This is a genomic window from Actinoplanes sp. NPDC049802, from assembly GCF_040656595.1.
In the GTDB taxonomy this organism is placed as follows: Bacteria; Actinomycetota; Actinomycetes; order Mycobacteriales; family Micromonosporaceae; genus Actinoplanes.
The window spans coordinates 118,480-139,969 of the sequence record NZ_JBFAMR010000009.1 but is presented as its reverse complement, the minus strand read 5'-3'; the positions used below and the strand labels follow the sequence as shown (position 1 = coordinate 139,969).

Here is a 21,490-nt window from a genome sequence, read left to right as displayed (position 1 = left end):
TTTGGCCATTGGTCATGTGCCGTCCGGCCGGCGCGCGGCGCCCGGTCCTGGCCGCGCGACACTGTCCCCGTCCCTGCCCGGCCGGGCACGGTATCGGCGTCCGATACCGAAGGAGTCCACCATGTCCGAACGGGATCTCTACCGCCTCGCCGCCCTGACCGGCCTGGCCGGCGGCGTCCTCACCCTGATCGCGGTCACCCGGCGAGCCGGGCTGCTGCCGGAGAACGGCTTCACCCACGCCCTCGCCCCACCGGCCACCGCGCTGATGCTGCTCACCCTGACCGCGTTCTACCTGTGCCAGCGGCGGGAGGCGGGCCGGCTGGGGCTGGCCGGTTTCGCGCTGAACCACCTGGGCCTGAGCGGACTGTTCGCGATCGAGTTCCTCACCCACGCGGTCCTGCAGTACCAGGACGCGGCGACCCGGGAGGCCGTGCTCACCGGGCCGGGCCGGCCGTACTTCCTGGTGGTGGCGATGACCTTCGTGGCCGGGGTGCTGCTCTTCGGCGCCGCGTCCTGGCGTGCCGGGGTGCTGCCCAGGGCCGCCATCGCGCTCTACATGACCGGACTGAGCGCCGCGGCCCTGCGTACCGCGGCGCCCGAGTGGCTCTACCTGTCCGGCCTGGTAGCGGGCAGCCTGGGGGTGTTGTGGCTGTCCGTGGCCCTGCTGCGCGACGCCGGACGGCCGGCGCTCGTCACAGCGTGATCCGGCCCTCGACGGCGCGCAGGGCGATGTCCGTGCGGTACTGCGCGCCGTCCAGCCGGATGCCCTCGACCAGGGCGTAGGCGGCCGCGCGGGCGGCGGTCAGGTCGGCGCCGGTCGCGGTGACGCTCAGCACCCGGCCGCCGGCCGAGACCAGCTCACCGGCGGCGTTGCGGGCGGTGCCGGCGTGGATGACACCCGGGCGCTCGGCACCCTCGATGACGTCACCGGTCCGCGGCACGCCGGGGTAGTTGTGACCGGCCACGACGATCGTGATGGCCGAGCCGTCCTTCCAGCGCAGCGGGCCGTGCTCGGCCAGGGTGCCGGTGGCGGCCGCCTTCAGCAGGCCGGCCACCGGCGACTCCAGCAGGGCGAGCACCACCTGGGTCTCCGGGTCGCCGAACCGGGCGTTGAACTCGATCACCTTCGGGCCGTCCGGGGTGAGGGCGAGCCCGACGTAGAGCAGGCCGGCGAACGGGGTGCCACGCCGGCGCATCTCGGCCAGGGTCGGCTCCACGGTCTCCCGCAGCACCCGCTCGGTGAGGTCGGCCGGCGCCCAGTCCAGCGGGGCGTACGCCCCCATGCCGCCGGTGTTCGGGCCCTCGTCACCGTCGGAGAGCCGCTTGAAGTCCTGCGCCGGCATGAGCGGCGCCACCGCGGTGCCGTCGGTCACCACGAACAGCGAGACCTCGGGGCCGGGCAGGAACTCCTCGATGACGACCTTGCCGCACGCCTCGGCGTGGATCAGCGCCTCGTCCAGATCGTTCGTGACCACGACGCCCTTGCCGGCGGCCAGACCGTCGTTCTTCACCACGTACGGAGCGCCCAGCTCCTCGAGAGCGGCACGCGCCTCGGAAACGGAAGTGCAGGCGAACGAACGGGCGGTCGGCACCCCGGCGGCGGCCATCACCTCGTTGGCGAACGCCTTCGACCCCTCCAGCCGCGCGGCGGCGGCCGACGGCCCGAAGCAGGCGATGCCCTTGGCGCGCACCGCGTCGGCGACACCGGCGACCAACGGGGCCTCCGGGCCGATCACGACCAGATCAGCGCTCAACTCGACGGCGAGCGCCGCGACCGCGGCGGGATCGGTGGCCTCGACCTCGTGCAGCTCGGCGACCTGGGCGATGCCCGGGTTGCCCGGCGCGGCGGCCAGGAAGTCGACGGAGGGGTCGGCGGCGAACCCGACGGCAAGCGCGTGCTCGCGCCCACCAGAGCCGATCAGAAGTACGCGCACGACGGCCCATCCTACCTGCGTCACCGTCCAGTAAACTTCGGCAGTACCCGGGCTCCTCCAGGTACGACCTTGGGGAAAGGCAACGCTCAAAGTGCCGGTGATCGTGTTGGTCGGCGCCCAGTGGGGCGACGAGGGCAAGGGCAAAGCCACGGATCTGCTGGGTGACCGGCTGGACTACGTGGTCAAGTTCAACGGTGGCAACAACGCGGGCCACACCGTCGTCATCGACGGCGAGAAGTACGCGCTTCACCTTCTTCCAAGCGGGATCCTCTCCCCGAACGTCGTACCGGTGATCGGCAACGGTGTCGTCGTCGACCTCAACGTGCTGTTCCAGGAGATCGACGGCCTGGAGGCCCGCGGCATCGACACCTCCCGTCTGCGGATCAGCGCGAACGCGCACGTCATCGCGTCGTACAACCGGACCCTCGACAAGGTGACCGAGCGGTTCCTCGGGTCCCGCCGGATCGGCACGACCGGCCGTGGCATCGGCCCCACCTACGCCGACAAGATGAACCGGGTCGGCATCCGGGTGCAGGACCTCTTCGACGAGTCGATCCTGCGGCAGAAGGTCACGGCCGCGCTGGGCTTCAAGAACCAGGTGCTGTCGAAGATCTACAACCGCACCGGGGCGAAGGTCGACGACGTGGTCCAGGAGCTGCTCTCCTACGTCGACCGGCTGCGGCCCTATGTGGCCGACACCGCCCTGGAGCTGTCCCAGGCGATCGACGACGGCAAGGTCGTGCTCTGCGAGGCCGGTCAGGCCACTCTGCTCGATGTGGACCACGGCACCTACCCGTTCGTGACCAGCTCGAACGCGACGTCCGGCGGCGCCTGCACCGGCTCCGGCATCCCGCCGACCCGGATCGACCGGGTGGTGGCCGTGCTGAAGGCGTTCACCTCCCGGGTCGGCGAGGGCCCCTTCCCCACCGAGCTGCACGACAAGTGGGGCGACTACCTGCGTGAGGTCGGTCACGAGTACGGCACCACCACCGGCCGCCCGCGCCGGATCGGCTGGCTCGACCTGGTCATCGGGCGGTATGCGCAGCGCATCAACGGCGTCACCGACTTCGCGATGACCAAACTGGACAACTACGACGGGCTCGACGAGATCCCGGTCTGCGTGGCCTACGACGTGAACGGCGTACGCCACGACGAGATGCCGGTCAACCAGACCGATTTCCACCACGCCGAGCCGATCTTCGAGACGCTGCCCGGCTGGAAGCAGGACATCTCCGGCTGCCGCAAATTCGAGGACCTGCCCGCCGAGGCGCAGGCGTTCGTCGAGTTCGTGGAGACCCGGATCGGCGCCCGGATCTCGATCGTCGGCGTCGGTCCGGGCCGCGAGGCGGTCATCGAACGACACTCGGTGCTTGGCGGAAACTGATCATGTATGACGTAGTGCTTCTCAGCCTGACCGAGGGGTCGGGCGACGGCTGTGGTTCCGGCTCCGGCTCCGGCTGTGGCGGCTGCAACGCCGTCTGTTCCACCCCTCGGGACCCAGCGCCGGCCTGCGCGGACGCGCTCCGCGAGGCCGGCGCCCGGGTGGAGACCGTGCGGGCCGGTTCGGACCAGGAGATCGACGAGGTGCTGGCCCGTTTCGACGGCCCGGCCCGGCCGGACGGTCTGACCTGGCCGGACTCGGAGACCAAACTCAGGCTGGTGGTGGTGAGCGCCACCGACGGCCAGTTGCGCGCCGTCGTGCGCCGGCTGGTCCGGCGGTACGCTCCGCCGCCCAGCAAGCGGCCGGCCGACCTGGCCCCCGGCCGGACCGTGCCGGACCTGCCGCCGCTCGCGATCCTGCCGCTCGACCCGGACGACACCGAGGACCTGGCCGCCCAACTCGGCCTGCCCCGGACCCCGGCCGAGGTGGCCGCCGCTGTGATGAACGGCACGGTCCGCCGCCTCGACCTGCTGCGCAACGACGGCGGCTCGGTGACGCTGGACGGCGCGTTGCTCGGCGGCAGTGACGACGACGGCCGGGCGGTGCCGTGGCGTGCCCGGGTCGAGGTCGACGACACCGTGCTCACCGACGGCGAGGAGCCGGTGCTGGCCTGCGTGGTCGGCAACGCGGCGCGCTACGCCGAGTTCGACGGCCTGCGCCTGCTCGCCCAGGGCGACCCCACCGACGGGCGGGTCGAGGTCGCGGTGGTGGTCCCGGTCGTGGTCAAACAGCGTTTCAAAGGCACGAAGGTACGGGTGGAGGTGCGCCGCGCCCGGGGAAGAGCGGTGTCGGTGCTCCCCCGGGAGGGCGACCTGCGGTTCCTCGACGACGGGGTGGCAGGATCGACCAGCCGAAAGCGGTCCTGGTGGACAGAGCCGGGCGCTTGGGCGGTGTACGCGGGCTGACCTGCTGTGCCACCCTGGGGACGGAATTCGGCAAGATTCGGGGCAACACGGGGAGGTCTCATCCGTGGAGGAGCACGCCGACCGCGTCCACACTCCGGGCGGCGAGCCTGCCGCGCCGGCCCGGGACGTGGAGCCGTTCTGGGCCGATGAGCCCGAGACGCCGGTCCACGGCCGTGCCGTGCCGGTGGAGCGGACCCCACCGGTCGGGATGGTGCAGGTCGAGCCGGGGGTCTACCGGCCTTCCGGGGGCGCGTCCCTGCCACCCGGAGTGCACCTGCCCAGCCCGCGGACGCCGTCCGAGGATGCGCCGTGGCCCGGTCCCGAGCCGGTCTCGCCGGCCCCGGGCGAGGGCCACACCGTGGACTCACCGTGGGCGCAGCCGCCGCACCGCGCCCCGGCGCCGCCGACCCGGCCTGTCCCGGTCCAGCCGGTCGCACCTGTGTCGCCGCTCTCGGCTCAACCGGGCTGGCCCGACATGTCACCCCCGCTCTCGGCCCAGCCCGGCCCTGCGCAGCCCGTTCCCGCCCCGCCGGTCTCACCGCTCTCGGCTCAGCCCGGTTCTGCCGAGCACGGCCCCGCTGAACCTGTTCCGGTCCCGCCGGTCTCACCGCTCTCGGCTCAGCCCGGCCCTGGCCAGCCCATTCCGGCCCCGCCGGTCCCGCCGGTCTCGGCTCAGCCCGGCCCTGCCCAGCCCATTCCGGCCCCGCCGGTCTCACCGCTCTCGGCTCAGCCCGGCCCTGCCCAGCCCATTCCGGCCCCGCCGGTCTCACCGCTCTCGGCTCAAGCCGGCCCCACACAGCCCGTTCCCGCCCCGCCGGTCTCACCGCTCTCGGCTCAGCCGGCATGGCCGGACATGTCGCCTCCGATCTCGGCCCAGCCCGCTTGGCCCGGCCCGACACCGGAGCAAGCGGTCCCGGGCCAGCCCGCATGGCCCGGCCCAGCACCCGAGCAGCCGGTCTCGGCGAACCCGGTCCAACCGGTCTCGGCGAACCCGGTCCAACGGGTTTCCCCGGCGGCGGACGGCTTCGCCGTACCCCCGCTGTTGGGTCAGCCGACGCATCCGCAAGCCGCCCTCGGCGCACCGGCCACCACGGACGCCGCGCCTTGGCCGACACACCCGCAAGCCGCCATCGGGACGCCGCCCACAACGGACGCCGCGCCCTGGCCGCCGCGAAGCGCCGCCGAGGAGTTTCCGCCCGGCTTCCCGCCGCAGGCGGTGGGCCAGATGCCGCCGCACGGGGACATGCCGGTGCACACGACGCCGCTGCTGCCGCAGACCGGCCCGGCCGGGGCGCCCGCACCGGCGGAGGTGGATCCGTTCCAGGATCTGCTGTCCGAGGCGACGCCGACGGCGGAGGAGTTCGCCCGGCGGCGGCTGGCCAGGCCGGCCCATCAGAGTGCGACGATGGGCGCCCGGGCGATGCTGCAGAAAGGCATGTTCGGCCTGGTGAAGCTGTCTCCGGGACAGCGTGAGCTGGAGTACAAGCAGGACGTCGAGATGGTCCGCCGCAACTTCGGTGGGCTGCGCCAGGTCACCGTCGTCAATCCGAAGGGCGGTGCCGGGAAGACGGTGGCCGTGCTGCTGTTGGCGATGACGTTCGGGCAGAAGCGCGGTGGCTATGTGCTGGCCTGGGACAACAACGAGACCCAGGGAACGCTCGGCATGCGGGCGCAGCAGGACTTCCACGCCCGTACGGTCCGGGACATGATGCGTGATCTGCATCTCTTCCAGGGCGCGCAGGGCCGGGTCGGTGACCTGTCGCAGTATGTGCGGGCCCAGGGTGAGGGCATGTTCGACGTGCTCGCCTCGGACGAGTCGGCGACCGCCGGTGAGATGCTGACCGCCGACTCGTTCGCCGAGATCCGTGACGTGGTGAGCCGGTTCTACAAACTGATCTTCGTGGACACCGGCAACAACGTCCGCGCGGAGAACTGGCAGGCCGCCATGGACGCCACCGACCAACTGGTGATCACCATGTCGGCCCGTAACGACTCGGCCGAGACCGCGGCCCGGGCGCTCGACCATCTGGAGCAGAGTGGACGCCGGCGGCTGGTGCGCCAGGCTGTGACCATCGTCACCATGCCGCCGACCCGCAAGGACATCGACCTGCAGTGGATTCAGCAGCACTTCGCGGCCCGCACACGGGCGGTGCTGGTGGCGCCCTACGAGCGGCTGATCGACTCCGGTGAGCCGATCCGGTACGGCGAGCTCTCCACCAACACCAAGGACGCCTGGCTCAAGATCGCAGCCGCGGTGGCCGAAGGCCTCTGATCGAGGATGGACGGCGAGCGCCTACGGCGCCCGCCGTCGACCGGAACGGATCAGGTCAGGGCGTCGGCCGCCGCCGGATCGCTGTCCCGCAGGAACTGGGCGCAGCGGGCCGCCTCGTCCGCCTCTCCGATCGCCGCGGCGGCCTGCGACAGGACGTGCAGGCAGCGCAGGAAGCCCTGGTTGGGCTCGTGCGACCAGGGCACCGGGCCGTGCCCCTTCCAGCCGTTGCGGCGCAGCGCGTCCAGGCCGCGGTGGTATCCGGTGCGGGCGTAGGCGTACGCGGTGACCGGCTCACCTGCGGCGAGCGCCGCGGCGGCCAGGGGCGCCCAGGCGGCGCTGTAGGCGGGGTACTTGGCGGCGACCGCCTTGAAGGCATCGTCGGCGCCCGTGGCGGAGGCCTCGGCGAGAGCCTTGTCGGCTTCGGCGTCGGCGGGCAGGCGGGTGGCCGGCGGCTCGGGAAGGAGGTTCTGCATGACCCCATTCAACCCGCCCGGGCCGGCCACGTTCCCATCAAGACCGCGTTTCGCCGGATGAACAACGGATGATCAGTCCCAGGCCGCGCCCAGACGGAACAGCCGGTCGGCGTACTCGATCTGGGTCTGCCACCCGTTCGGCCACCCGGAGAGGCCGAGCGACGCGCCCGCGAAGGCTCCCGCCAGACAGGCGATGGAGTCGGAGTCGCCGGATGAGGCCGCGCCACGGCCGAGGACCGCGACCGGCTCGTCCGGGGAGATCAGATAGCAGTAGAGGGCGGTGGCCAGCGCTTCCTCGGCGATCCAGCCGGCACCGGTCGCCAGGCACGGGTCACCGGCATGATCGCCCGAGGCGAGCGCGACCCCGACCCGGTCCAGGGCGGCGGCGCACTCGTCCCAGCCCGGGGCGATGAATTCCTCCGGTGAGGCCGCCGCGGGGCGCTGCCACAGCTCCCCGAGCCAGTCGCCCCGATAGATCTTTCGCTGTTCGGCGCAGCGTTCCCGGAGCGCGGCCAGCAGATCGGCCGGCGCGAGGCCGTTTCGCAACCAGAGGCAGGCGTACGCGGTGAGCTCACTCGCCGCGAGCCCGGTCGGATGGCCGTGGGTGAGCGCCGCCTGGAACTGTGCCACCCCGGCCCGCTGGTCGTCGCTGAGGCCGGGCACCAGACCGACCGGGGTGACCCGCATGTTGGCGCCGCAGCCCTTCGAGTCGACCTGGGTGGCCTCAGTCCACGGCCGCCCGTCGGCGAGCAGCCCGATGGCACGCAGGCAGGTCATGCCGGGTGCACGATCGTTCTCCGGGCTGGCCGCCCAGGCCAGGAAACGCCGGCGCAGCACCGGTTCCAGGGCGTCCGGGGTGACGTCGGCTCCGACCTCGAGCAGTGCCTCACCGACCGCCAGGGCCATCTGGGTGTCGTCGGTCACCAGGGCTGGTTCGCCGACCAGCTGCCGTGGGCCGCCCGGACCGTACCTGGCGACGATCGACGCGTACTCCTGGAACTCGGTCGGTTTCCCGAGCGAGTCCCCATACGCCAACCCAAACAGTGACCCCGACGCAGCACGCATGCGGACAACTCTAGGTAGTGCGTCAACGGCGTGCTTCGTGCGCGCAAGATGGACGGCATGCCCGATCCGCTACAACCTGTCCTCGGCGGGGACGCGCCCTTCGACGCGACCGCCGACGAGATCGAAACCCGTGCCGAGCTGGACGTGCACCTGGCCAAGAACACCCTGGCCGGGCTGTGTGTCCTGGGACTTCGCCTGGACCGTGACCCGCCTGATCTGACCGGCACCGACGTTCGCGACACCGTCTTCGTCGGCTGTCATCTGGCCGGGGTGGAGGTGGAGGCCGACCTGATCCGGCGCGGGGCGCACGTGATCCCGCCGTTCGACGAGCGGCCCTATCCGACGCATCCGGCGCTGCTCTACACGGCCGAGGACCTGTCCGCCGGGTTCGCCGGGAACGGCTTCACCGGCATGTACGACACCGTCGTCTACGACCACTTCGTGGCGCACGGCGGCGCGGTACCGGACATCCGGGAGGCGATCGCCCAACGGCTGCACGACGCCGGGATCGACAACGCGCTCGGCAAGGCGCTCAACGCGTGGGTGTCCGCGTACGGGCCGGGCGGCGCGATCGGGATCATGGGCGGGCACGCGGCGCCACGGGGCTCGGAGCCGTACCGGATGGTCGCGGCGCTGGCCCGCCGCCTGGCCGCCGCCGGACGGCTGATCGTGACCGGTGGCGGCCCGGGTGTGATGGAAGCCGCCAACCTGGGCGCCTACTTCGCCTCGTTCCCGGAGAACGATCTGGCGGCCGCGATCGACCGGCTGTCCGTGGCGCCGGCGTTCCTGGACCACGAGCCGTACACGGCGGCCGCGCTGTCCGTGCGGGCCACCTACCCGCTGCCGCCGCTGGACGTGGCCGGCCGGCTTCAGCACGGCGGCCTGGCCCTGCCCACCTGGCTGTACGGTCACGAGCCGGCCAACCTGTTCGCCGGCCAGATCGGCAAGTACTTCTCCAACGCGGTGCGGGAGGACTCGATCCTGCGGCTGTCGCGGGGCGGGATCGTGTTCGCGCCGGGCTGGGCCGGAACGGTGCAGGAGATCTTCCAGGCGGCGACGAAGACGTTCTACGCTACCGACGGACCGTCCGGGGCGTATGTGTTCCTCGGTGTGGAGCACTGGTCCGCGCTGCCCGTCACGGATCTGCTCGGGTCGCTGCTGGCCCGTTCCCCGCACGGCGACCAGTCCGGTCTGGTCGTCGTCACCGACTCGCTGGACGAGGCCATGGAGGCCCTCTCACCTGCGTCTTCCTGAAGTGGCGGTGGTGCCGCACACTGCAGCCATGGATCTGGGCGTGTGCATCTTCGTCGTCATCGCGTTGTTCGCGGTCCTGCTGGTGTTCAAGGTCGTCAAGCACAACACGAGGGCCGCCTACCGGCAGGGCCGGTACGGCAAGTCCGGGTCCGGCGCCAACGGCCCCTGGCTGGCGACCTCCTACTTCCAGCAGCAGCACCGCGACGGCAGCAGCCCGTCGGACGACCAGTCGTGGAGCGACAGCGGCTCATCGTCGAACGACGGTGGCGGCTGGAGCGGCTGGGGCGGCGGCGACAGCGGCGGCGGCTGGGGCGGTGGCGGCGACAGCGGCGGCGGCTGGAGCGGTGGTGGCGGCGACGGCGGCTCGTCCGGTGGCGGCTACTGAGCTCTACGCGACGTGCACGCGCCGCCAGTGCGCTGCGGGCAGGTCGGCTTCGGGGACGTCGGTGATGCCGTTCTCGTCCATGGCGTTGTAGATCGCGAGGCGCGCGCCGTCGAAGAGGAATTCGACGGCGTGCAGCACGCGGGGCCGCCAGTCGGCCGAGGTGGTCCGCTCGATGACGTTGACCGCCCGCAGCGGGCGGCCGCGGGCGTTGCGCAGCGCGGCGTGCGGATCGGAACGCCAGTCGAAATGGTCGTACCAGTCGACCGGCAGCGACATGTCGATCTGGTCCCAGGTGATCGCACACTCATCGAACTTACGGTGAGTGATCTCCACGCGACTCAGTCCGAAGTCGAGGATCACCGGGCCGTCGGCGAACCAGCCGCGCTCGGCGACATCCCACATGAGGTGACTTGATCGCAGCTTCCGGCCGATGAGCCGCACGAACATGTGTCGATGGGTCGCGGCGAGGGCCTCGGCATCGTGATGCCACTCGGGTTTCCAGCCCTCGATACCGAGCACGACCACCGTCCCGCCGATCTTGACGGCACGATGGTACCCATACCGCTGCGTAACCCTGCAAGACAACGACGGCCGGTCCCCGCCAACGGGGACCGGCCGTGGCCGTTCGATTACTTCGAGAGAGTGGTGCCGGTCGAGCGAAGGTGCTCGCAGGCCTCGACGACCCGCTTGGCGAGACCGTTCTCGGCCAGCTTGCCCCAGGCGCGCGGGTCGTAGGCCTTCTTGTTGCCGACCTCGCCGTCCACCTTGAGCACACCGTCGTAGTTGCGGAAGAAGTGGTCCGCGACCGGGCGGGAGAACGCGTACTGCGTGTCGGTGTCGATGTTCATCTTCACCACGCCGTAGTCCAGAGCGCCGTGGATCTCCGACAGCAGCGAACCGGAGCCGCCGTGGAAGACCAGGTCGAGCGGCTTCTCCTTGCCGTACTTGGCGCCGATCGCCTCCTGGATCTCCTTGAGGATCTCCGGGCGGAGCTTGACGTTGCCCGGCTTGTAGACGCCGTGCACGTTGCCGAAGGTGAGGGCGGTCAGGTAACGGCCCTTCTCGCCCAGGCCCAGGGCGGCGGCGGTGGCCAGGCCGTCCTCGACGGTCGAGTACAGCTTGTCGTCGATCGCGGCGGAGACGCCGTCCTCCTCGCCACCGACGACGCCGACCTCGATCTCCAGGATGATCTTGGCGGCCGCGGCCTTCGCCAGCAGCTCCTCCGCGATCTGGAGGTTCTCTTCCAGCGGCACGGCCGAGCCGTCCCACATGTGCGACTGGAACAGCGGCGCCTGGCCCTTGGCGACCCGCTCCGCGGAGATGTCGAGCAGCGGGCGGACGTAGCTGTCCAGGTGGTTCTTCGGGCAGTGGTCGGTGTGCAGCGCCACGTTGATCGAGTACTGCTTGGCGACGTGGTGGGCGAACTCGGCCAGCGCCACGGCGCCGGTGACCTTGTTCTTGATGGTCGGGCCCGAGACGTACTCGGCACCACCGGTGGAGATCTGGATGATGCCGTCGCTGCCGGCCTCCGCGAAGCCCTGAAGGGCCGCGTTGAGGGTCTGCGAGGACGTCACATTGATCGCCGGGTATGCGAACGCGCCAGCCTTGGCGCGATCGATCATTTCGGCGTAGACCTCGGGAGAAGCGATAGGCATCGGTGCGCTCCTTGCTCTTTGGTACGGGCAGCAGAGGGCAGGACCGCGCTGTCCTCCAGCAGGCAGTATTCCGCAGTCGCGTTGCGTAGCGGAAATCACCCCGAAATCCGTACGGGAATAGCGACACTCCTGCCGTAAGCAGGCACTTCACAGCGGCCTGTGTGCACAGTTCAGGGCCGGATCGCGGCGACTGCGGCCCCTTGTTCCTCTTGCGCTCGGTGGCTGCTGCCGTCCCGTAACGGCGGGAAAGGCCCCTGGTGTCGCCACCGGCCACCTCGACCGGCCCGCCGACGGTTGGCAATGTGTTCTACGCCACATCACCGCCCGTCGCCTTCACTCACTCACCGCGATCGCTTCCCCCCGACGGCCCGGGGCGCCCACACCCCATCGCGCGGACGTACCTCGGTGAGAAAGGTGCTACCTGCCCGTTTGTGCGGCATCAGAGCCGGGCAACGCGCACCATGGAAGTGAAGCCACCCAGCCGTACCGACATCTGCCCGTCCACCCCGAAGCCGAAAGCCGCCGAGAACGGAAGGGAGCCGAGGATGACGCACCCGACGCACGAGATCGACCTGGAGACACCCGAGGTCGACGCGGCCGAACAGGCGATGGTCGCGGTCCCCAGCTGGCAGGACGACGCGGACGACGAGCGGCCCATCGCCGCCGATGTCGACAGCGCCCCCGAGCAGGACCGCATGGTCGAATTCGACGACGACTACCGTTGACCGGCGCTCACCGGTCGACGTGATCCGGGTGGGCCGCCACCCACTCGGCCATCCGGTCGTCCCGGAGCGCCGCGAACAGGCTCGGCCCGACCTCGGGATAGATGGCCTCCGTTTTGGCGCCCTCCAGCCCCCCGGCCGCGGACTTCGCGCCGATGCCGATGAGTTCCGGTTTCTCGAGCGAGGCCGCCACCCCGAGCAGGGCGAGCGTGTCGCCGTCCACCCGGAGCCCGCTCCCGGCCCGGGACAGCAACGCCCGCAACTCGGTGAGCTCCAGCCCGTCGGCCATCACCTTGCCGGCCAGCAACCGAAGGTAGGCCCGATTGTTGAAGTCGCGGTCATAGGAACCGTTGGTCAACCGGTAACGCCCTTGCAGGAGCGGGCCGACCTCATCGGCGCCGATGTCCTGGCAGCCGGCCGGGATCGCCTTGCGCCCGCTGTGGGCGGGGATCCCCTGCTTGACGCACATGGTCACCGCGCCCACCGCCTCGGCGACCTTGCGCAGGGCCGCCATCTCGACCACCACGGTCGCGTCGACGTCGACCCCTGTCAGATCCGCCACGGCGTCACGGGTCAGTCGTGGGCCTCCCCGGAGCAGTGTCTCGTAGAGTTTCATCGAGGGACGGCCGTCGTCGAGGAGCATGCCGCCGCGTGGCAGGCTCACCAGATAGGCCTGCTTCCGGTCGGCCGTCAGGTGCAGCAGCATCACGGTGTCGGCCAACTGGGTCTGCGCCGACCGGCCGGCGCGGTGGTCACTGCCGATCAACAGCACGTCGACCGGGCCGTCGAGCGCCGCCGCGCCGGTCGTCGCCGGCAGGATCACGGCCGGGACGGCGTGCCGGGCCGACTCGGACACCACGATCGGCACGGTCACACCGGCCAGCGCGACCACGGCGGCCGCACCGGCGGCCCGGCGCCACATCCGCCGACGCCTCGCCCGCACCCAGGCGAAATCGATCCTCTGCCGCACCGGCCCCGTCGCCGGGGTCATCGCCTCGTGCCGCTCGAAGGCGGCCCGCAGCTCTTCCTCGATCTTGCTCATAGGGTCTCCACCAGTTCCGCCCGGAGTGTGCCGAGCCCTCGCGAGATGGACGAGCGGACCGTGCCGACCGCGCAGCCGAGGATGTCGGCGATCTCCTGATCGGGCAGGTCCTCGTAGTAGCGCAGGACGAGCGCGGCCCGCTGGCGGCGCGGAAGCTTGGCGAGCAGGCTCCACATGCGGTCGCGCTCGGCGCTCTCGTCGGCATGGTCGGAGGTGACTGGGACCGAGTCGTCCAGGTCGGGCCACAACAACACCCGCCGCCACCATGAGCCGCGGCGCATGTCGATGAACTGATTGGTGAGGATCTTGCGCACGTAGCCGTCCGGCGAATCGGTGCGCGACACCTTCGTCCAATGCAACTGAACTCGGACCATGGTCTCCTGGACCAGGTCCTGAGCGGTCGTCGGGTCGCCGGTCAGCATGACGGCATAACGCAGGAGCGCGCTGAGCCTGCTGTCGGCGAATTCCTCGTAGGTCACGGTCACCTCCGCCCGTACGACGGGACCGGGCACCGGAATCATTGCGGCTGTGGGCAACTCGCAAATCGATCGCCGCTCCGGTGTTCGGCTGTCAGGATCGACCCGTGCTGCTCACGCTGACGACCACCCACCGGCCCGCCACCGATCTGGGCTACCTGCTGGTCAAGCATCCTGGCAAGGTGCACTCCTTCGATGTGCCCACCGGCACGGCGCACGTCCTCTACCCGGAGGCGGAGGAGGACCGCTGCACCGCCGCGCTCCTGCTGGACGTCGACCCCCAGCGGCTGCGCGCGCAGCGCGACGCGTTCGAGCTGAGTCAATATGTCAACGACCGGCCCTATGCGGCCTCCAGCCTGCTGGCGAGCGCCCTGGCCAAGGTGTTCCGCAGCGCCCTGCGCGGCGCGTCGAAGGACCGGCCCGAGCTGGCCGCCACCCCGATCCCGCTGGAGATCCACGTGCCGGTGCTGAGGGGCACCCCGGCGCTGGTGGAGCGCCTGTTCACCCCGCTCGGCTGGCGGGTGACGGCGACGCCGGTCCCGTTCGAGCCGGAGATCGGCGGCGACAGCCGCTATGTCGACGTCCGCCTCTCCGGGGTGCTGCGGGTCGCCGACGCGCTGAACCATCTGTATGTGCTGCTTCCGGTGCTGGATGACGGAAAGCACTACTGGGTCGCTCCGGACGAGATCGAGAAGCTGCTGCGCTCCGGCGAGGGCTGGCTCGCCGCTCACCCGGAGAAGGTGCTGATCGCCCGGCGCTATCTGGCCCACCGCCGGTCGCTGGCCACCACCGCGCTCCAGCTGCTGGAGGCGGATCAGCCGGTCACCGAGGAGGAGGCCGAGCTGCCGGTGGCCCGTCGTGCCCCGCTGGCCGAGCAGCGCCGTGACGCCGTGCTGGCCGCTCTCTCCGAGGTGGGTGCGTCTCGTGTGCTCGATCTGGGCTGTGGCGGGGGCGCGCTGTTGACGGCGCTGGTCAAGGACCGGGGCCTCACCGAGATCGTCGGCGCCGACGTGTCCACCCGTTCCCTGGAGCAGGCGGCCCGCCGGCTCCGGCTGGACCGGCTGCCCGACCGGCAGAAGGATCGGATCAGGCTGATCCAGACCGCGCTGACCTATCGCGACGACCGGTTGCGCGGCTTCGACGCCGCGGTGCTCATGGAGGTCATCGAGCACGTCGACCTTCCCCGGCTGCCCGCCCTGGAGGCCGCCGTCTTCGGGCACGCGCGGCCCGGCGCCGTGATCGTGACCACACCGAATGCGGAGTACAACGTGCACTACGAGGGCCTGACCGGGATGCGGCACTCGGACCACCGCTTCGAGTGGACCCGTGCCGAGTTCGCGGCCTGGGCCGAGTCCGTCGCCGCGACACACGGCTACACGGTGACGATCCGCGGGGTCGGCGAGGCCGACGAGACCACCGGCACGCCCACCCAGCTCGCCCTCTTCAAGATTTCGGAGGTGACCGCATGATCCTCGACGTTCCCGAGCTGTCGCTCGTGGCCCTGGTCGGCATCTCCGGTTCCGGCAAATCGACCTTCGCGGCCAAACACTGGAAGCCGACTCAGGTCCTCTCCTCGGACTTCTTCCGTGGTCTGGTCGCCGACGACGAGAACGACCAGTCCGCCTCGGCCGACGCGTTCGAGGTGCTGCACTACGTGGCCGGCAAACGGCTGGCCGCCGGTCGGCTGACCGTGGTGGACGCGACGAACCTCCAGACCCACGCCCGGGCCGGCCTGGTCAAGGTGGCCCGCGAGCACGACGTGCTGCCGGTGGCGATCGTGCTGGACGTGCCGGAGTCGCTGGCCTGGGAGCGCACGCAGGCCCGCGAGGACCGTGTCTTCGGCCGCCAGGTGGTCAGCCGGATGCACCGCGACCTGCGGCGTTCCCTCGGACAGCTGGCCCGGGAGGGCTTCCGCAAGATTCACGTGCTGCGCGGAGTCGACGAGATCGCCGCCGCCGAGATCCGGTACGAGAAGCTCTTCAACGACTTGAAGACCGAGCACGGGCCGTTCGACATCGTCGGTGACGTGCACGGCTGCCGCGCCGAGCTGGAGGCGCTGCTCGGCAAGCTGGGCTGGCAGCTGACCCGCGACGACCACGGCCGGCCGGTGGACGCCGTGCATCCGGAGGGCCGCAAGGCCGTCTTCGTCGGTGACCTGGTCGACCGCGGCCCGGACTCGCCGGGTGTCCTGCGGCTGGTCATGGGCATGGTGGCGTCCGGGCACGCGATCTGTGTGCCGGGCAACCACGAACAGAAGCTGGCCCGCAAGCTGAACGGGCGCAACGTCCAGCTGACCCACGGCCTGCCGGAGACCCTGGAGCAGCTGGCGGCCGAACCGGACGAGTTCGTCACCGAGGTGCGAGCCTTCATCGACGGCCTGGTCAGCCACTACGTGCTCGACGACGGCAAGCTGGTGGTGGCGCACGCCGGCCTCAAGGAGGCCTACCACGGGCGTGCCTCGGGCCGGGTGCGCAGCTTCGCGCTCTACGGCGAGACCACCGGCGAGACCGACGAGTACGGCTTGCCCGTCCGCTACCCCTGGGCCCGGGAGTACCGCGGCTCGGCCGCCGTCGTCTACGGCCACGTGCCCACCCCGGCCCCGGAGTGGATCAACAACACCATCTGCCTGGACACCGGCTGCGTCTTCGGTGGCGCGCTCACCGCACTGCGCTGGCCGTCGCGCGAGCTGGTCGCCGTGCCGGCCGCGCAGGAGTACTACGCGCCGGTCCGGCCGCTGTTCACGGCCACCGCCAAACCCGATCAGGGCCTCGACATCGCGGATGTCACGGGCCGCCGGCACATCGAGTACGGGTACGGCCGAACGACCGTCCCCGCCGAGAACGCGGCCGCCGCCCTGGAGGTCATGGGACGTTTCTCGGTCGACCCGGAGACCCTGGTCTGGCTGCCGCCCACGATGGCGCCGTGCACGAGCTCGACCGTGGAGGGCTACCTGGAGCATCCGTCCTCCGCCTTCGCCGACCTGCGCGCCGCCGGGGTGGACCGGGTGGTGTGCGAGGAGAAACACATGGGTTCCCGCGCCGTGGTGCGGGTCTCCGTCTCCGGTGAGGGTGACGCCATCTGGACCCGGACCGGCCGGCCGTTCTTCGGCCCGGAGCTGGACGAGCCGCTGCTGACCCGGGTCCGGGCCGCGGCCGCCCCGCTCTTCGCCGAGTTGGACACCGGCTGGCTGCTGCTGGACGCCGAGTTGCTGCCCTGGTCCGCCAAGGCGGGCAGCCTGATCCGGGATCAGTACGCCGGGGTCGGCGCGGCCGGCCGGGCCGCGCTGCCCGCCGCGCTGGCGATGCTGGAGCAGGCGGCCGGGCGTGGGCTCGACGTCGGCGGGCTGCGGGACCATCTGGAGCTGCGGGCAGCCGAGATCGAGGGGTATTCGGCGGCCTACCGGGCTTATGTGAAACCGACCGACGGCCTGACCGGGGTCACCCTCGCTCCCTTCGCCGTACTGGCGGGCGCCGGCGTCTCGTACGCGAAAAGGGACCACGACTGGCATCTGGCGCTGGCGGACCGCCTGGTCGCGGCAGACCCGGAGCTGTTCACGCCCACCCGGCGGATGCTCGTCGATCTGGCCGACCCGGCAGCGGAGGCCGCCGCCACCGAGTGGTGGCTGACCCTGACCGCGGCCGACGGCGAGGGCATGGTGGTCAAGCCGTGGGCGGGGCTGGCCGTGACCGACGAGAAAGGCCGCCTCGTGCAGCCGGGCGTGAAGTGCCGCGGCCGGGAGTACCTCCGGATCATCTACGGCCCGGAGTACACCCGGCCCGAGCAGCTGGCCCAGCTCCGCCAGCGCAACCTGGGCCGCAAGCGGTCGCTGGCGTTGCGCGAGCACGGGCTCGGCCTGGCGGCGCTGGACCGGCTGGCCGAGGGAGCCCCGGCCTGGCGGGTGCATGAGCTGGTCTTCGCGATTCTGGCAGCCGAGTCGGAACCGGTGGATCCTCGTTTGTGACTGCTCGGTTACTTTCTTGATAGCACAGCATTCGTACAGCTTCCGGCCGTGCAGAGGCCGGTACCCTGGCTCCTCGTGGACATCCATGCGCTCACGGAGCAGCTCGCCCTGAACCCGATGGACCCGAAGGACCTGCTTCAGGCCTTCGGGTTGCCGGGTGTCTTGGCCATCCTCTTCGCGGAGACCGGCCTGCTGGTCGGCTTCTTCTTCCCGGGGGACTCGCTGCTGTTCCTGGCGGGCGTGGCGGCCTCCTCGGTGGCCGACTCGATCTTCGGTGAGGGCGCGAAGCTGTCCATCGTGGGTCTGCTGATCGGCGCCCCGATCTGTGCCGTCATCGGCGCCCAGTTCGGGCACTGGCTGGGCGCGAAGTACGGGCGCCGGATGTTCGACAAACCCGATTCGAAGCTCTTCAAGAAGGAGTACGTCGAGAAGGCGGAGTACTACTTCGAGAAGTTCGGCCCGGCCAAGGCCGTGGTGCTGGCGCGGTTCATCCCGATCGTGCGGACGTTCCTCAACCCGGTCGCCGGCACGCTGGGCATGCCGGCCCGCCAGTTCCTGATCTGGAACATCGTCGGCGCCGTCCTCTGGACCGACGGCATCATCCTCGTCGGTTACCTGCTGGCGCAGCAGATCTACGACGCCATCGGCGACCAGATCGACCACTACATCCTGCCGGTGGTCGCGCTCATCATCCTGATCTCGGTGCTGCCGATCGGCATCGAGATCCTGCGTGAGCGCAAGGCCAAGAAGCAGGGTCTGCACAAGGGGCCGGAGCCGGCGACCGCCATCGGGATCGTCGCCGCGGCCAGCGTGGCGGGCATGGCCGACGCCGCCCGGCACGAGTTCCAGGAGTTCCAGGAGCACCACCAGGTGCCGCAGCAGCCGGGCCACCCGTACCAGCAGGGTTACCCGCAGCAGCAGCCCGCCTATCCGCCGCAGCCGGGTTACCCCCATCAGCAGCCCGGCTACCCACCGCAGCAGCAGACGTACGGGCAGCCCGGCTTTCCGCCACAGCACGAACAGCAGCACTACCCGCCGCAGCAGTACGGTGCTCCGTACGGCCAGCAGCAGCCCTACGACGACCAGCAGCAACACTGGCCGCGCGGCTGAACGGAGAAACACGGAAGGCCGGCTCCCGGGATCGGGGCCGGCCTTTTCCGTGTCCGGTTACACCGTTACGGCGGTGGATCGGGAGAGCCGCTCCAGGAATTCCTCCGGGCAGTCCCGAAGGTTCTCCAGCCGGCCCGCGGTGAGCGCCCGGTAGGTGAGCGATGCCGCTTCCTCCAGATTGCGGGCCCGCTTGTGTGCGATCTCCACGGAGTCGCCCATCACCACGCACCCGTGCTGGCTGAGCACCAGGCAGTCGGTGCCGTCGGCGGCCATCGCGGCGGTGAGAGCGGCCAGCTCGGTGCTGCCCGGCAGCCGGAACGGCACGGTCGACACCCGCCGCAGGTAATACGCGTGATCGGTGGTCACGATCCGGATGTGCTCGCCCAGCGCGTCCAGCAGGAGAGCCGTCTGTGGATGAAGGTGAACCACCGCGTTGATGTCGGGCCGGGCCCGGTAGAGCGCGAGGTGCAGAGCCAGCTCACTGGTCGGCTCGATTCGTGGCGGCGGCATGGTGCCGACGATGGCGGGTGCCCCGTCGGAGATCCGCACCGGCGCGAAGGTGTTCCGGCTCAGCCGGTCCAGCCAGGATCCACTCGCGGTGACCCAGATGGCGTCCTCGTCGGGGATGCGGGCGGACAGGTTGCCGCCCGATCCACACACGAGACCCGCCTGCACCACGTCGTAACCCACGTGCGCGAGCTGATCACGCAGGTCACCGGGGACGTAGTTCACCCGCTCCTCCTCAGGTCCGCCGGCCCAATCCGTTGGGCCGGGGTCCTCGGCCTGGCGCCACGCCCCGATAGTCAGTGACGCCAGGCGACTTCCGACGATTCAGCGGGCCTTCTTGGTGGCCCGCTTCCGCGGCGGCGTCAGCAGGTCGGCGATGGTGGCGATCGCGGTCGGCACCAGTCGGTAATACGCCCACACACCCCGCTTCTCCCGCTCCAGCAGACCCGCCTCCGTCAGGATCCGCAGGTGGTGGCTCACGGTCGGCTGCGAGAGGCCCAGGGGAGCCGTCAGGTCGCAGACGCACGCCTCACCGTCCGTCGCGGACTGGATAAGGCTCAACAGCCGTAGCCGAGCCGGGTCGGCGAGTGCCTTGAGCACTCCCGCCAGGCGCTCAGCGTCAGCGCGTTCAATTGGCTCGCCGGCAAGCGGCGAGATCTGAGGCATCGTCATTTCCGCCAACGCAGTTCCCACGATCTCCATCCTTCCACCAACTGCATCGATTCTCCTGCATGTGCGCAGGAACGAACCGGCTAACTTTCAGGCCGTAAGGCCGACATCGATCGCCGAGTCGGCCAGCCCGGACACCCTCACCGGTCCACCTTTCGTGCGATGACGACTTCGGTCTCTGCCTCCTGCAACGCCTCAGTCGCCTTCTGGTCGCTACCCATCCGTGTCGAGGTCTCGATCCCCGCCTCCGGAGTGAGTCGGACCACATTGTCAATTCGTCGATTGTTTCGGCCTACCGATCCTCGACGATGACTCGGCACGGAACGCGTCGAGGCCATCACGCCACACTGCGCGATCTCCGGTTCCCCACTCACCCCACGACCAGATGAAAGCACGACACCACGCTGCGCGACGGACAATTCAGTGATGAATTTACCCAGGTCGTGCCTTGCTCTCATGACATCGAGCGTACTGGCTGGACGGAAACCGGAAACTCTCCCCCCGGCGGGACGGAACGGAACGATTGACGCAGACCTTTGAGCCTTGCTGTAAAGAAGGTTTACTGATCTCACAACTGATCTCGACCCTCCCGCAGAGCATAGATGCTGCTCAAAGCACCTAACGTCTGCACCGTACCCGGGCGACCCTCAGGATCACCTGGTGACTGGGCTGTGAAGAGCCTGTGAAACCGCCTAATCACGTTTGTCCGTACGGGCGAAAACACCCACCGTCCGGCCGGTCTTGATCTATCCGGACAGCCGATCGAGTGACAGCGACAGAAACGGACCGTACCCGTTCGAGTGACCCACAGTCGTCGATACGGAACCGCTCACACCTACGGTCGTGACCAGTACTCGTCTTCCGGGTTCGGTTCCGACTTCCGCGGCGTAGGTTGATCCGGGAACTGATCGGGTTCGGACCGGCCAGTAACAAACGGCTGCGATTGTGGGGCAGCCCACTCCGTGGTTGACGCGACGATTTGACTCGGCGGCACAAAACCCGGCAGCGCGGTCCCCGCCGGCACCGTCCGGCCGAAGAACTCACCCGGAGCCGCCAGAAGCAGAACGCCCACTCCGAGGTACGCGATCAGCTGCGCGACGGCCACCACGACGTTCAGAACGATCCACCCTTCGGGGTACGCCTCGTTCAGCGCCTCACCCAGCGAACCCGGCGCCGCCTCGCCCGAACGCTGGACCGCGAGCACGACGAGCGTCCCGCAGCCGCCCAGGATGCCGAGGCCGCACACGCCCAGGGTCACCGCACGGGCCAGCCGGTTGCCGCGGCGCAGCGCGATCCCGAGCACCAGGAAGAGGGCAAGCACCAGCAGCGCCAGCACCAGAGCGAGCGCGGAGATCAGCCAGACCACGGAGATGAAGTTCTCAGACGTGTCGGAGCCCGCGGTGGCGTCCCGGAAACGGCTCACCACGGCTGGTGTGACCGCCACCATGCCGACCGCATAGGTGAGGCCCGCCGCGGCCATGGCCCAGAGCAGGGTCACCGCCAGAGTGACGGTGGTTGGCCGGCGGACCGCCGGGGGCGTGGCGGCGGGCGGAGGCTGGGCGGCGTACGACATCGATGGCTCCCGCGTGGTTCGGCTGGCAAGAACCTATCGTGTGACG

Annotated in this window: 21 protein-coding genes; 10 read left to right on the top strand and 11 right to left on the bottom strand. The window is 70.3% G+C overall.

The genetic code is table 11. The features are described 5' to 3' along the window. The first annotated feature begins 121 nt into the window (after window positions 1-121). Window positions 122-703 (top strand): hypothetical protein, encoded by a 582-nt coding sequence (locus tag AB0I88_RS09465; RefSeq protein ID WP_361020561.1) that lies wholly within the window; start codon window positions 122-124, stop codon window positions 701-703. Here the strand turns inward: AB0I88_RS09465 and purD are convergent. Continuing rightward, on the bottom strand, window positions 693-1,934 hold the full coding sequence (purD, locus tag AB0I88_RS09460; protein ID WP_361020559.1) for a phosphoribosylamine--glycine ligase: 1,242 nt from the start codon (window positions 1,932-1,934) through the stop codon (window positions 693-695). The genes AB0I88_RS09465 and purD overlap by 11 nt on opposite strands. A gap of 91 nt (window positions 1,935-2,025) precedes the next feature. Here purD and AB0I88_RS09455 point away from each other — a divergent pair, with 91 nt between their 5' ends. The 3 genes from AB0I88_RS09455 to AB0I88_RS09445 all read left to right on the top strand — a co-directional run bounded on the left by AB0I88_RS09455 (window position 2,026) and on the right by AB0I88_RS09445 (window position 6,552). Next, window positions 2,026-3,318 carry an adenylosuccinate synthase gene (locus AB0I88_RS09455; protein ID WP_361020557.1) on the top strand — a complete coding sequence of 431 codons (1,293 nt, stop codon included), beginning with the start codon at window positions 2,026-2,028 and terminating at the stop codon, window positions 3,316-3,318. A gap of 2 nt (window positions 3,319-3,320) precedes the next feature. Beyond that, window positions 3,321-4,280, top strand: a complete 960-nt coding sequence (locus AB0I88_RS09450; RefSeq protein ID WP_361020555.1) for a hypothetical protein — start codon at window positions 3,321-3,323, stop codon at window positions 4,278-4,280. Between the two features lie 1,225 nt (window positions 4,281-5,505). Continuing rightward, window positions 5,506-6,552 (top strand): ParA family protein, encoded by a 1,047-nt coding sequence (locus AB0I88_RS09445; RefSeq protein WP_361020553.1) that lies wholly within the window; start codon window positions 5,506-5,508, stop codon window positions 6,550-6,552. 50 nt (window positions 6,553-6,602) lie between these two features. Here AB0I88_RS09445 and AB0I88_RS09440 read toward each other — a convergent pair whose 3' ends face one another. Beyond that, complete coding sequence (locus tag AB0I88_RS09440; protein WP_361020551.1) at window positions 6,603-7,025, bottom strand: DUF3151 domain-containing protein; 423 nt, start codon at window positions 7,023-7,025, stop codon at window positions 6,603-6,605. Window positions 7,026-7,097: 72 nt separating this feature from the next. After that, window positions 7,098-8,090, bottom strand: coding sequence for an ADP-ribosylglycohydrolase family protein (locus AB0I88_RS09435; RefSeq protein WP_361020549.1), 993 nt, complete (start codon window positions 8,088-8,090; stop codon window positions 7,098-7,100). Window positions 8,091-8,147: 57 nt separating this feature from the next. Here AB0I88_RS09435 and AB0I88_RS09430 point away from each other — a divergent pair, with 57 nt between their 5' ends. Further along, window positions 8,148-9,344 carry a hypothetical protein gene (locus tag AB0I88_RS09430; RefSeq protein ID WP_361020547.1) on the top strand — a complete coding sequence of 399 codons (1,197 nt, stop codon included), beginning with the start codon at window positions 8,148-8,150 and terminating at the stop codon, window positions 9,342-9,344. 28 nt (window positions 9,345-9,372) lie between these two features. Next, entirely contained in the window at window positions 9,373-9,729 is a 357-nt protein-coding gene (locus AB0I88_RS09425) for a hypothetical protein (protein ID WP_361020545.1), read from the top strand. A 3-nt stretch (window positions 9,730-9,732) separates the two neighbouring features. Here AB0I88_RS09425 and AB0I88_RS09420 read toward each other — a convergent pair whose 3' ends face one another. Both AB0I88_RS09420 and fbaA read right to left on the bottom strand, forming a co-directional pair. Further along, window positions 9,733-10,248, bottom strand: coding sequence for a hypothetical protein (locus AB0I88_RS09420; protein ID WP_361020543.1), 516 nt, complete (start codon window positions 10,246-10,248; stop codon window positions 9,733-9,735). 110 nt (window positions 10,249-10,358) lie between these two features. Further along, window positions 10,359-11,384 (bottom strand): class II fructose-bisphosphate aldolase, encoded by a 1,026-nt coding sequence (gene fbaA / locus AB0I88_RS09415; RefSeq protein WP_361020541.1) that lies wholly within the window; start codon window positions 11,382-11,384, stop codon window positions 10,359-10,361. 545 nt (window positions 11,385-11,929) lie between these two features. Between fbaA and AB0I88_RS09410 the strand changes: the two genes are divergently transcribed. After that, window positions 11,930-12,109 (top strand): hypothetical protein, encoded by a 180-nt coding sequence (locus AB0I88_RS09410; RefSeq protein WP_361020539.1) that lies wholly within the window; start codon window positions 11,930-11,932, stop codon window positions 12,107-12,109. A 7-nt stretch (window positions 12,110-12,116) separates the two neighbouring features. Here AB0I88_RS09410 and AB0I88_RS09405 read toward each other — a convergent pair whose 3' ends face one another. Then, window positions 12,117-13,148: an LCP family protein gene (locus AB0I88_RS09405; protein ID WP_361020537.1), complete on the bottom strand. Its 1,032-nt coding sequence runs from the start codon at window positions 13,146-13,148 to the stop codon at window positions 12,117-12,119. Further along, on the bottom strand, window positions 13,145-13,627 hold the full coding sequence (locus AB0I88_RS09400) for a SigE family RNA polymerase sigma factor (protein WP_361020534.1): 483 nt from the start codon (window positions 13,625-13,627) through the stop codon (window positions 13,145-13,147). The genes AB0I88_RS09405 and AB0I88_RS09400 overlap by 4 nt, the downstream gene beginning before the upstream one ends. A 104-nt stretch (window positions 13,628-13,731) precedes the next feature. Here AB0I88_RS09400 and AB0I88_RS09395 point away from each other — a divergent pair, with 104 nt between their 5' ends. From AB0I88_RS09395 to AB0I88_RS09385, 3 genes are all read left to right on the top strand, one after another. Continuing rightward, a complete protein-coding gene (locus AB0I88_RS09395; RefSeq protein WP_361020532.1) occupies window positions 13,732-15,093 on the top strand; it encodes a 3' terminal RNA ribose 2'-O-methyltransferase Hen1 in 1,362 nt (453 codons plus the stop codon). Further along, window positions 15,090-17,585 carry a polynucleotide kinase-phosphatase gene (locus AB0I88_RS09390; protein ID WP_361020530.1) on the top strand — a complete coding sequence of 832 codons (2,496 nt, stop codon included), beginning with the start codon at window positions 15,090-15,092 and terminating at the stop codon, window positions 17,583-17,585. The genes AB0I88_RS09395 and AB0I88_RS09390 overlap by 4 nt, the downstream gene beginning before the upstream one ends. Window positions 17,586-17,660: 75 nt before the next feature. Beyond that, entirely contained in the window at window positions 17,661-18,695 is a 1,035-nt protein-coding gene (locus AB0I88_RS09385) for a DedA family protein (RefSeq protein WP_361020528.1), read from the top strand. Between the two features lie 57 nt (window positions 18,696-18,752). On the opposite strand, the gene AB0I88_RS09380 is transcribed toward AB0I88_RS09385, so the two are convergent. The 4 genes from AB0I88_RS09380 to AB0I88_RS09365 form a co-directional block, all read right to left on the bottom strand. Further along, complete coding sequence (locus AB0I88_RS09380; protein ID WP_361020526.1) at window positions 18,753-19,427, bottom strand: class II aldolase/adducin family protein; 675 nt, start codon at window positions 19,425-19,427, stop codon at window positions 18,753-18,755. A gap of 99 nt (window positions 19,428-19,526) precedes the next feature. Beyond that, complete coding sequence (locus AB0I88_RS09375; RefSeq protein WP_014440216.1) at window positions 19,527-19,904, bottom strand: metalloregulator ArsR/SmtB family transcription factor; 378 nt, start codon at window positions 19,902-19,904, stop codon at window positions 19,527-19,529. 107 nt (window positions 19,905-20,011) lie between these two features. After that, the gene (locus tag AB0I88_RS09370; RefSeq protein ID WP_361020524.1) at window positions 20,012-20,329 is read right to left on the bottom strand and encodes a hypothetical protein; all 318 of its coding nucleotides are present in this window, start codon (window positions 20,327-20,329) and stop codon (window positions 20,012-20,014) included. A gap of 377 nt (window positions 20,330-20,706) precedes the next feature. After that, complete coding sequence (locus tag AB0I88_RS09365) at window positions 20,707-21,351, bottom strand: hypothetical protein (protein ID WP_361020522.1); 645 nt, start codon at window positions 21,349-21,351, stop codon at window positions 20,707-20,709. Window positions 21,352-21,490 lie beyond the last annotated feature (139 nt).

What these genes read in the sequence shown, in the direction of transcription:
- AB0I88_RS09465 (WP_361020561.1), top strand. Translation starts at nt 122, where the DNA reads ATGTCCGAACGGGATCTCTACCGCCTCGCCGCCCTGACCGGCCTGGCC.
- AB0I88_RS09450 (WP_361020555.1), top strand. Translation starts at nt 3,321, where the DNA reads ATGTATGACGTAGTGCTTCTCAGCCTGACCGAGGGGTCGGGCGACGGC.
- AB0I88_RS09445 (WP_361020553.1), top strand. Translation starts at nt 5,506, where the DNA reads ATGCCGCCGCACGGGGACATGCCGGTGCACACGACGCCGCTGCTGCCG.
- AB0I88_RS09440 (WP_361020551.1), bottom strand. Translation starts at nt 7,025, where the DNA reads ATGCAGAACCTCCTTCCCGAGCCGCCGGCCACCCGCCTGCCCGCCGAC.
- AB0I88_RS09435 (WP_361020549.1), bottom strand. Translation starts at nt 8,090, where the DNA reads ATGCGTGCTGCGTCGGGGTCACTGTTTGGGTTGGCGTATGGGGACTCG.
- AB0I88_RS09430 (WP_361020547.1), top strand. Translation starts at nt 8,148, where the DNA reads ATGCCCGATCCGCTACAACCTGTCCTCGGCGGGGACGCGCCCTTCGAC.
- AB0I88_RS09425 (WP_361020545.1), top strand. Translation starts at nt 9,373, where the DNA reads ATGGATCTGGGCGTGTGCATCTTCGTCGTCATCGCGTTGTTCGCGGTC.
- fbaA (WP_361020541.1), bottom strand. Translation starts at nt 11,384, where the DNA reads ATGCCTATCGCTTCTCCCGAGGTCTACGCCGAAATGATCGATCGCGCC.
- AB0I88_RS09410 (WP_361020539.1), top strand. Translation starts at nt 11,930, where the DNA reads ATGACGCACCCGACGCACGAGATCGACCTGGAGACACCCGAGGTCGAC.
- AB0I88_RS09405 (WP_361020537.1), bottom strand. Translation starts at nt 13,148, where the DNA reads ATGAGCAAGATCGAGGAAGAGCTGCGGGCCGCCTTCGAGCGGCACGAG.
- AB0I88_RS09390 (WP_361020530.1), top strand. Translation starts at nt 15,090, where the DNA reads ATGATCCTCGACGTTCCCGAGCTGTCGCTCGTGGCCCTGGTCGGCATC.
- AB0I88_RS09375 (WP_014440216.1), bottom strand. Translation starts at nt 19,904, where the DNA reads ATGGAGATCGTGGGAACTGCGTTGGCGGAAATGACGATGCCTCAGATC.
- AB0I88_RS09370 (WP_361020524.1), bottom strand. Translation starts at nt 20,329, where the DNA reads ATGAGAGCAAGGCACGACCTGGGTAAATTCATCACTGAATTGTCCGTC.
- AB0I88_RS09365 (WP_361020522.1), bottom strand. Translation starts at nt 21,351, where the DNA reads ATGGCCGCGGCGGGCCTCACCTATGCGGTCGGCATGGTGGCGGTCACA.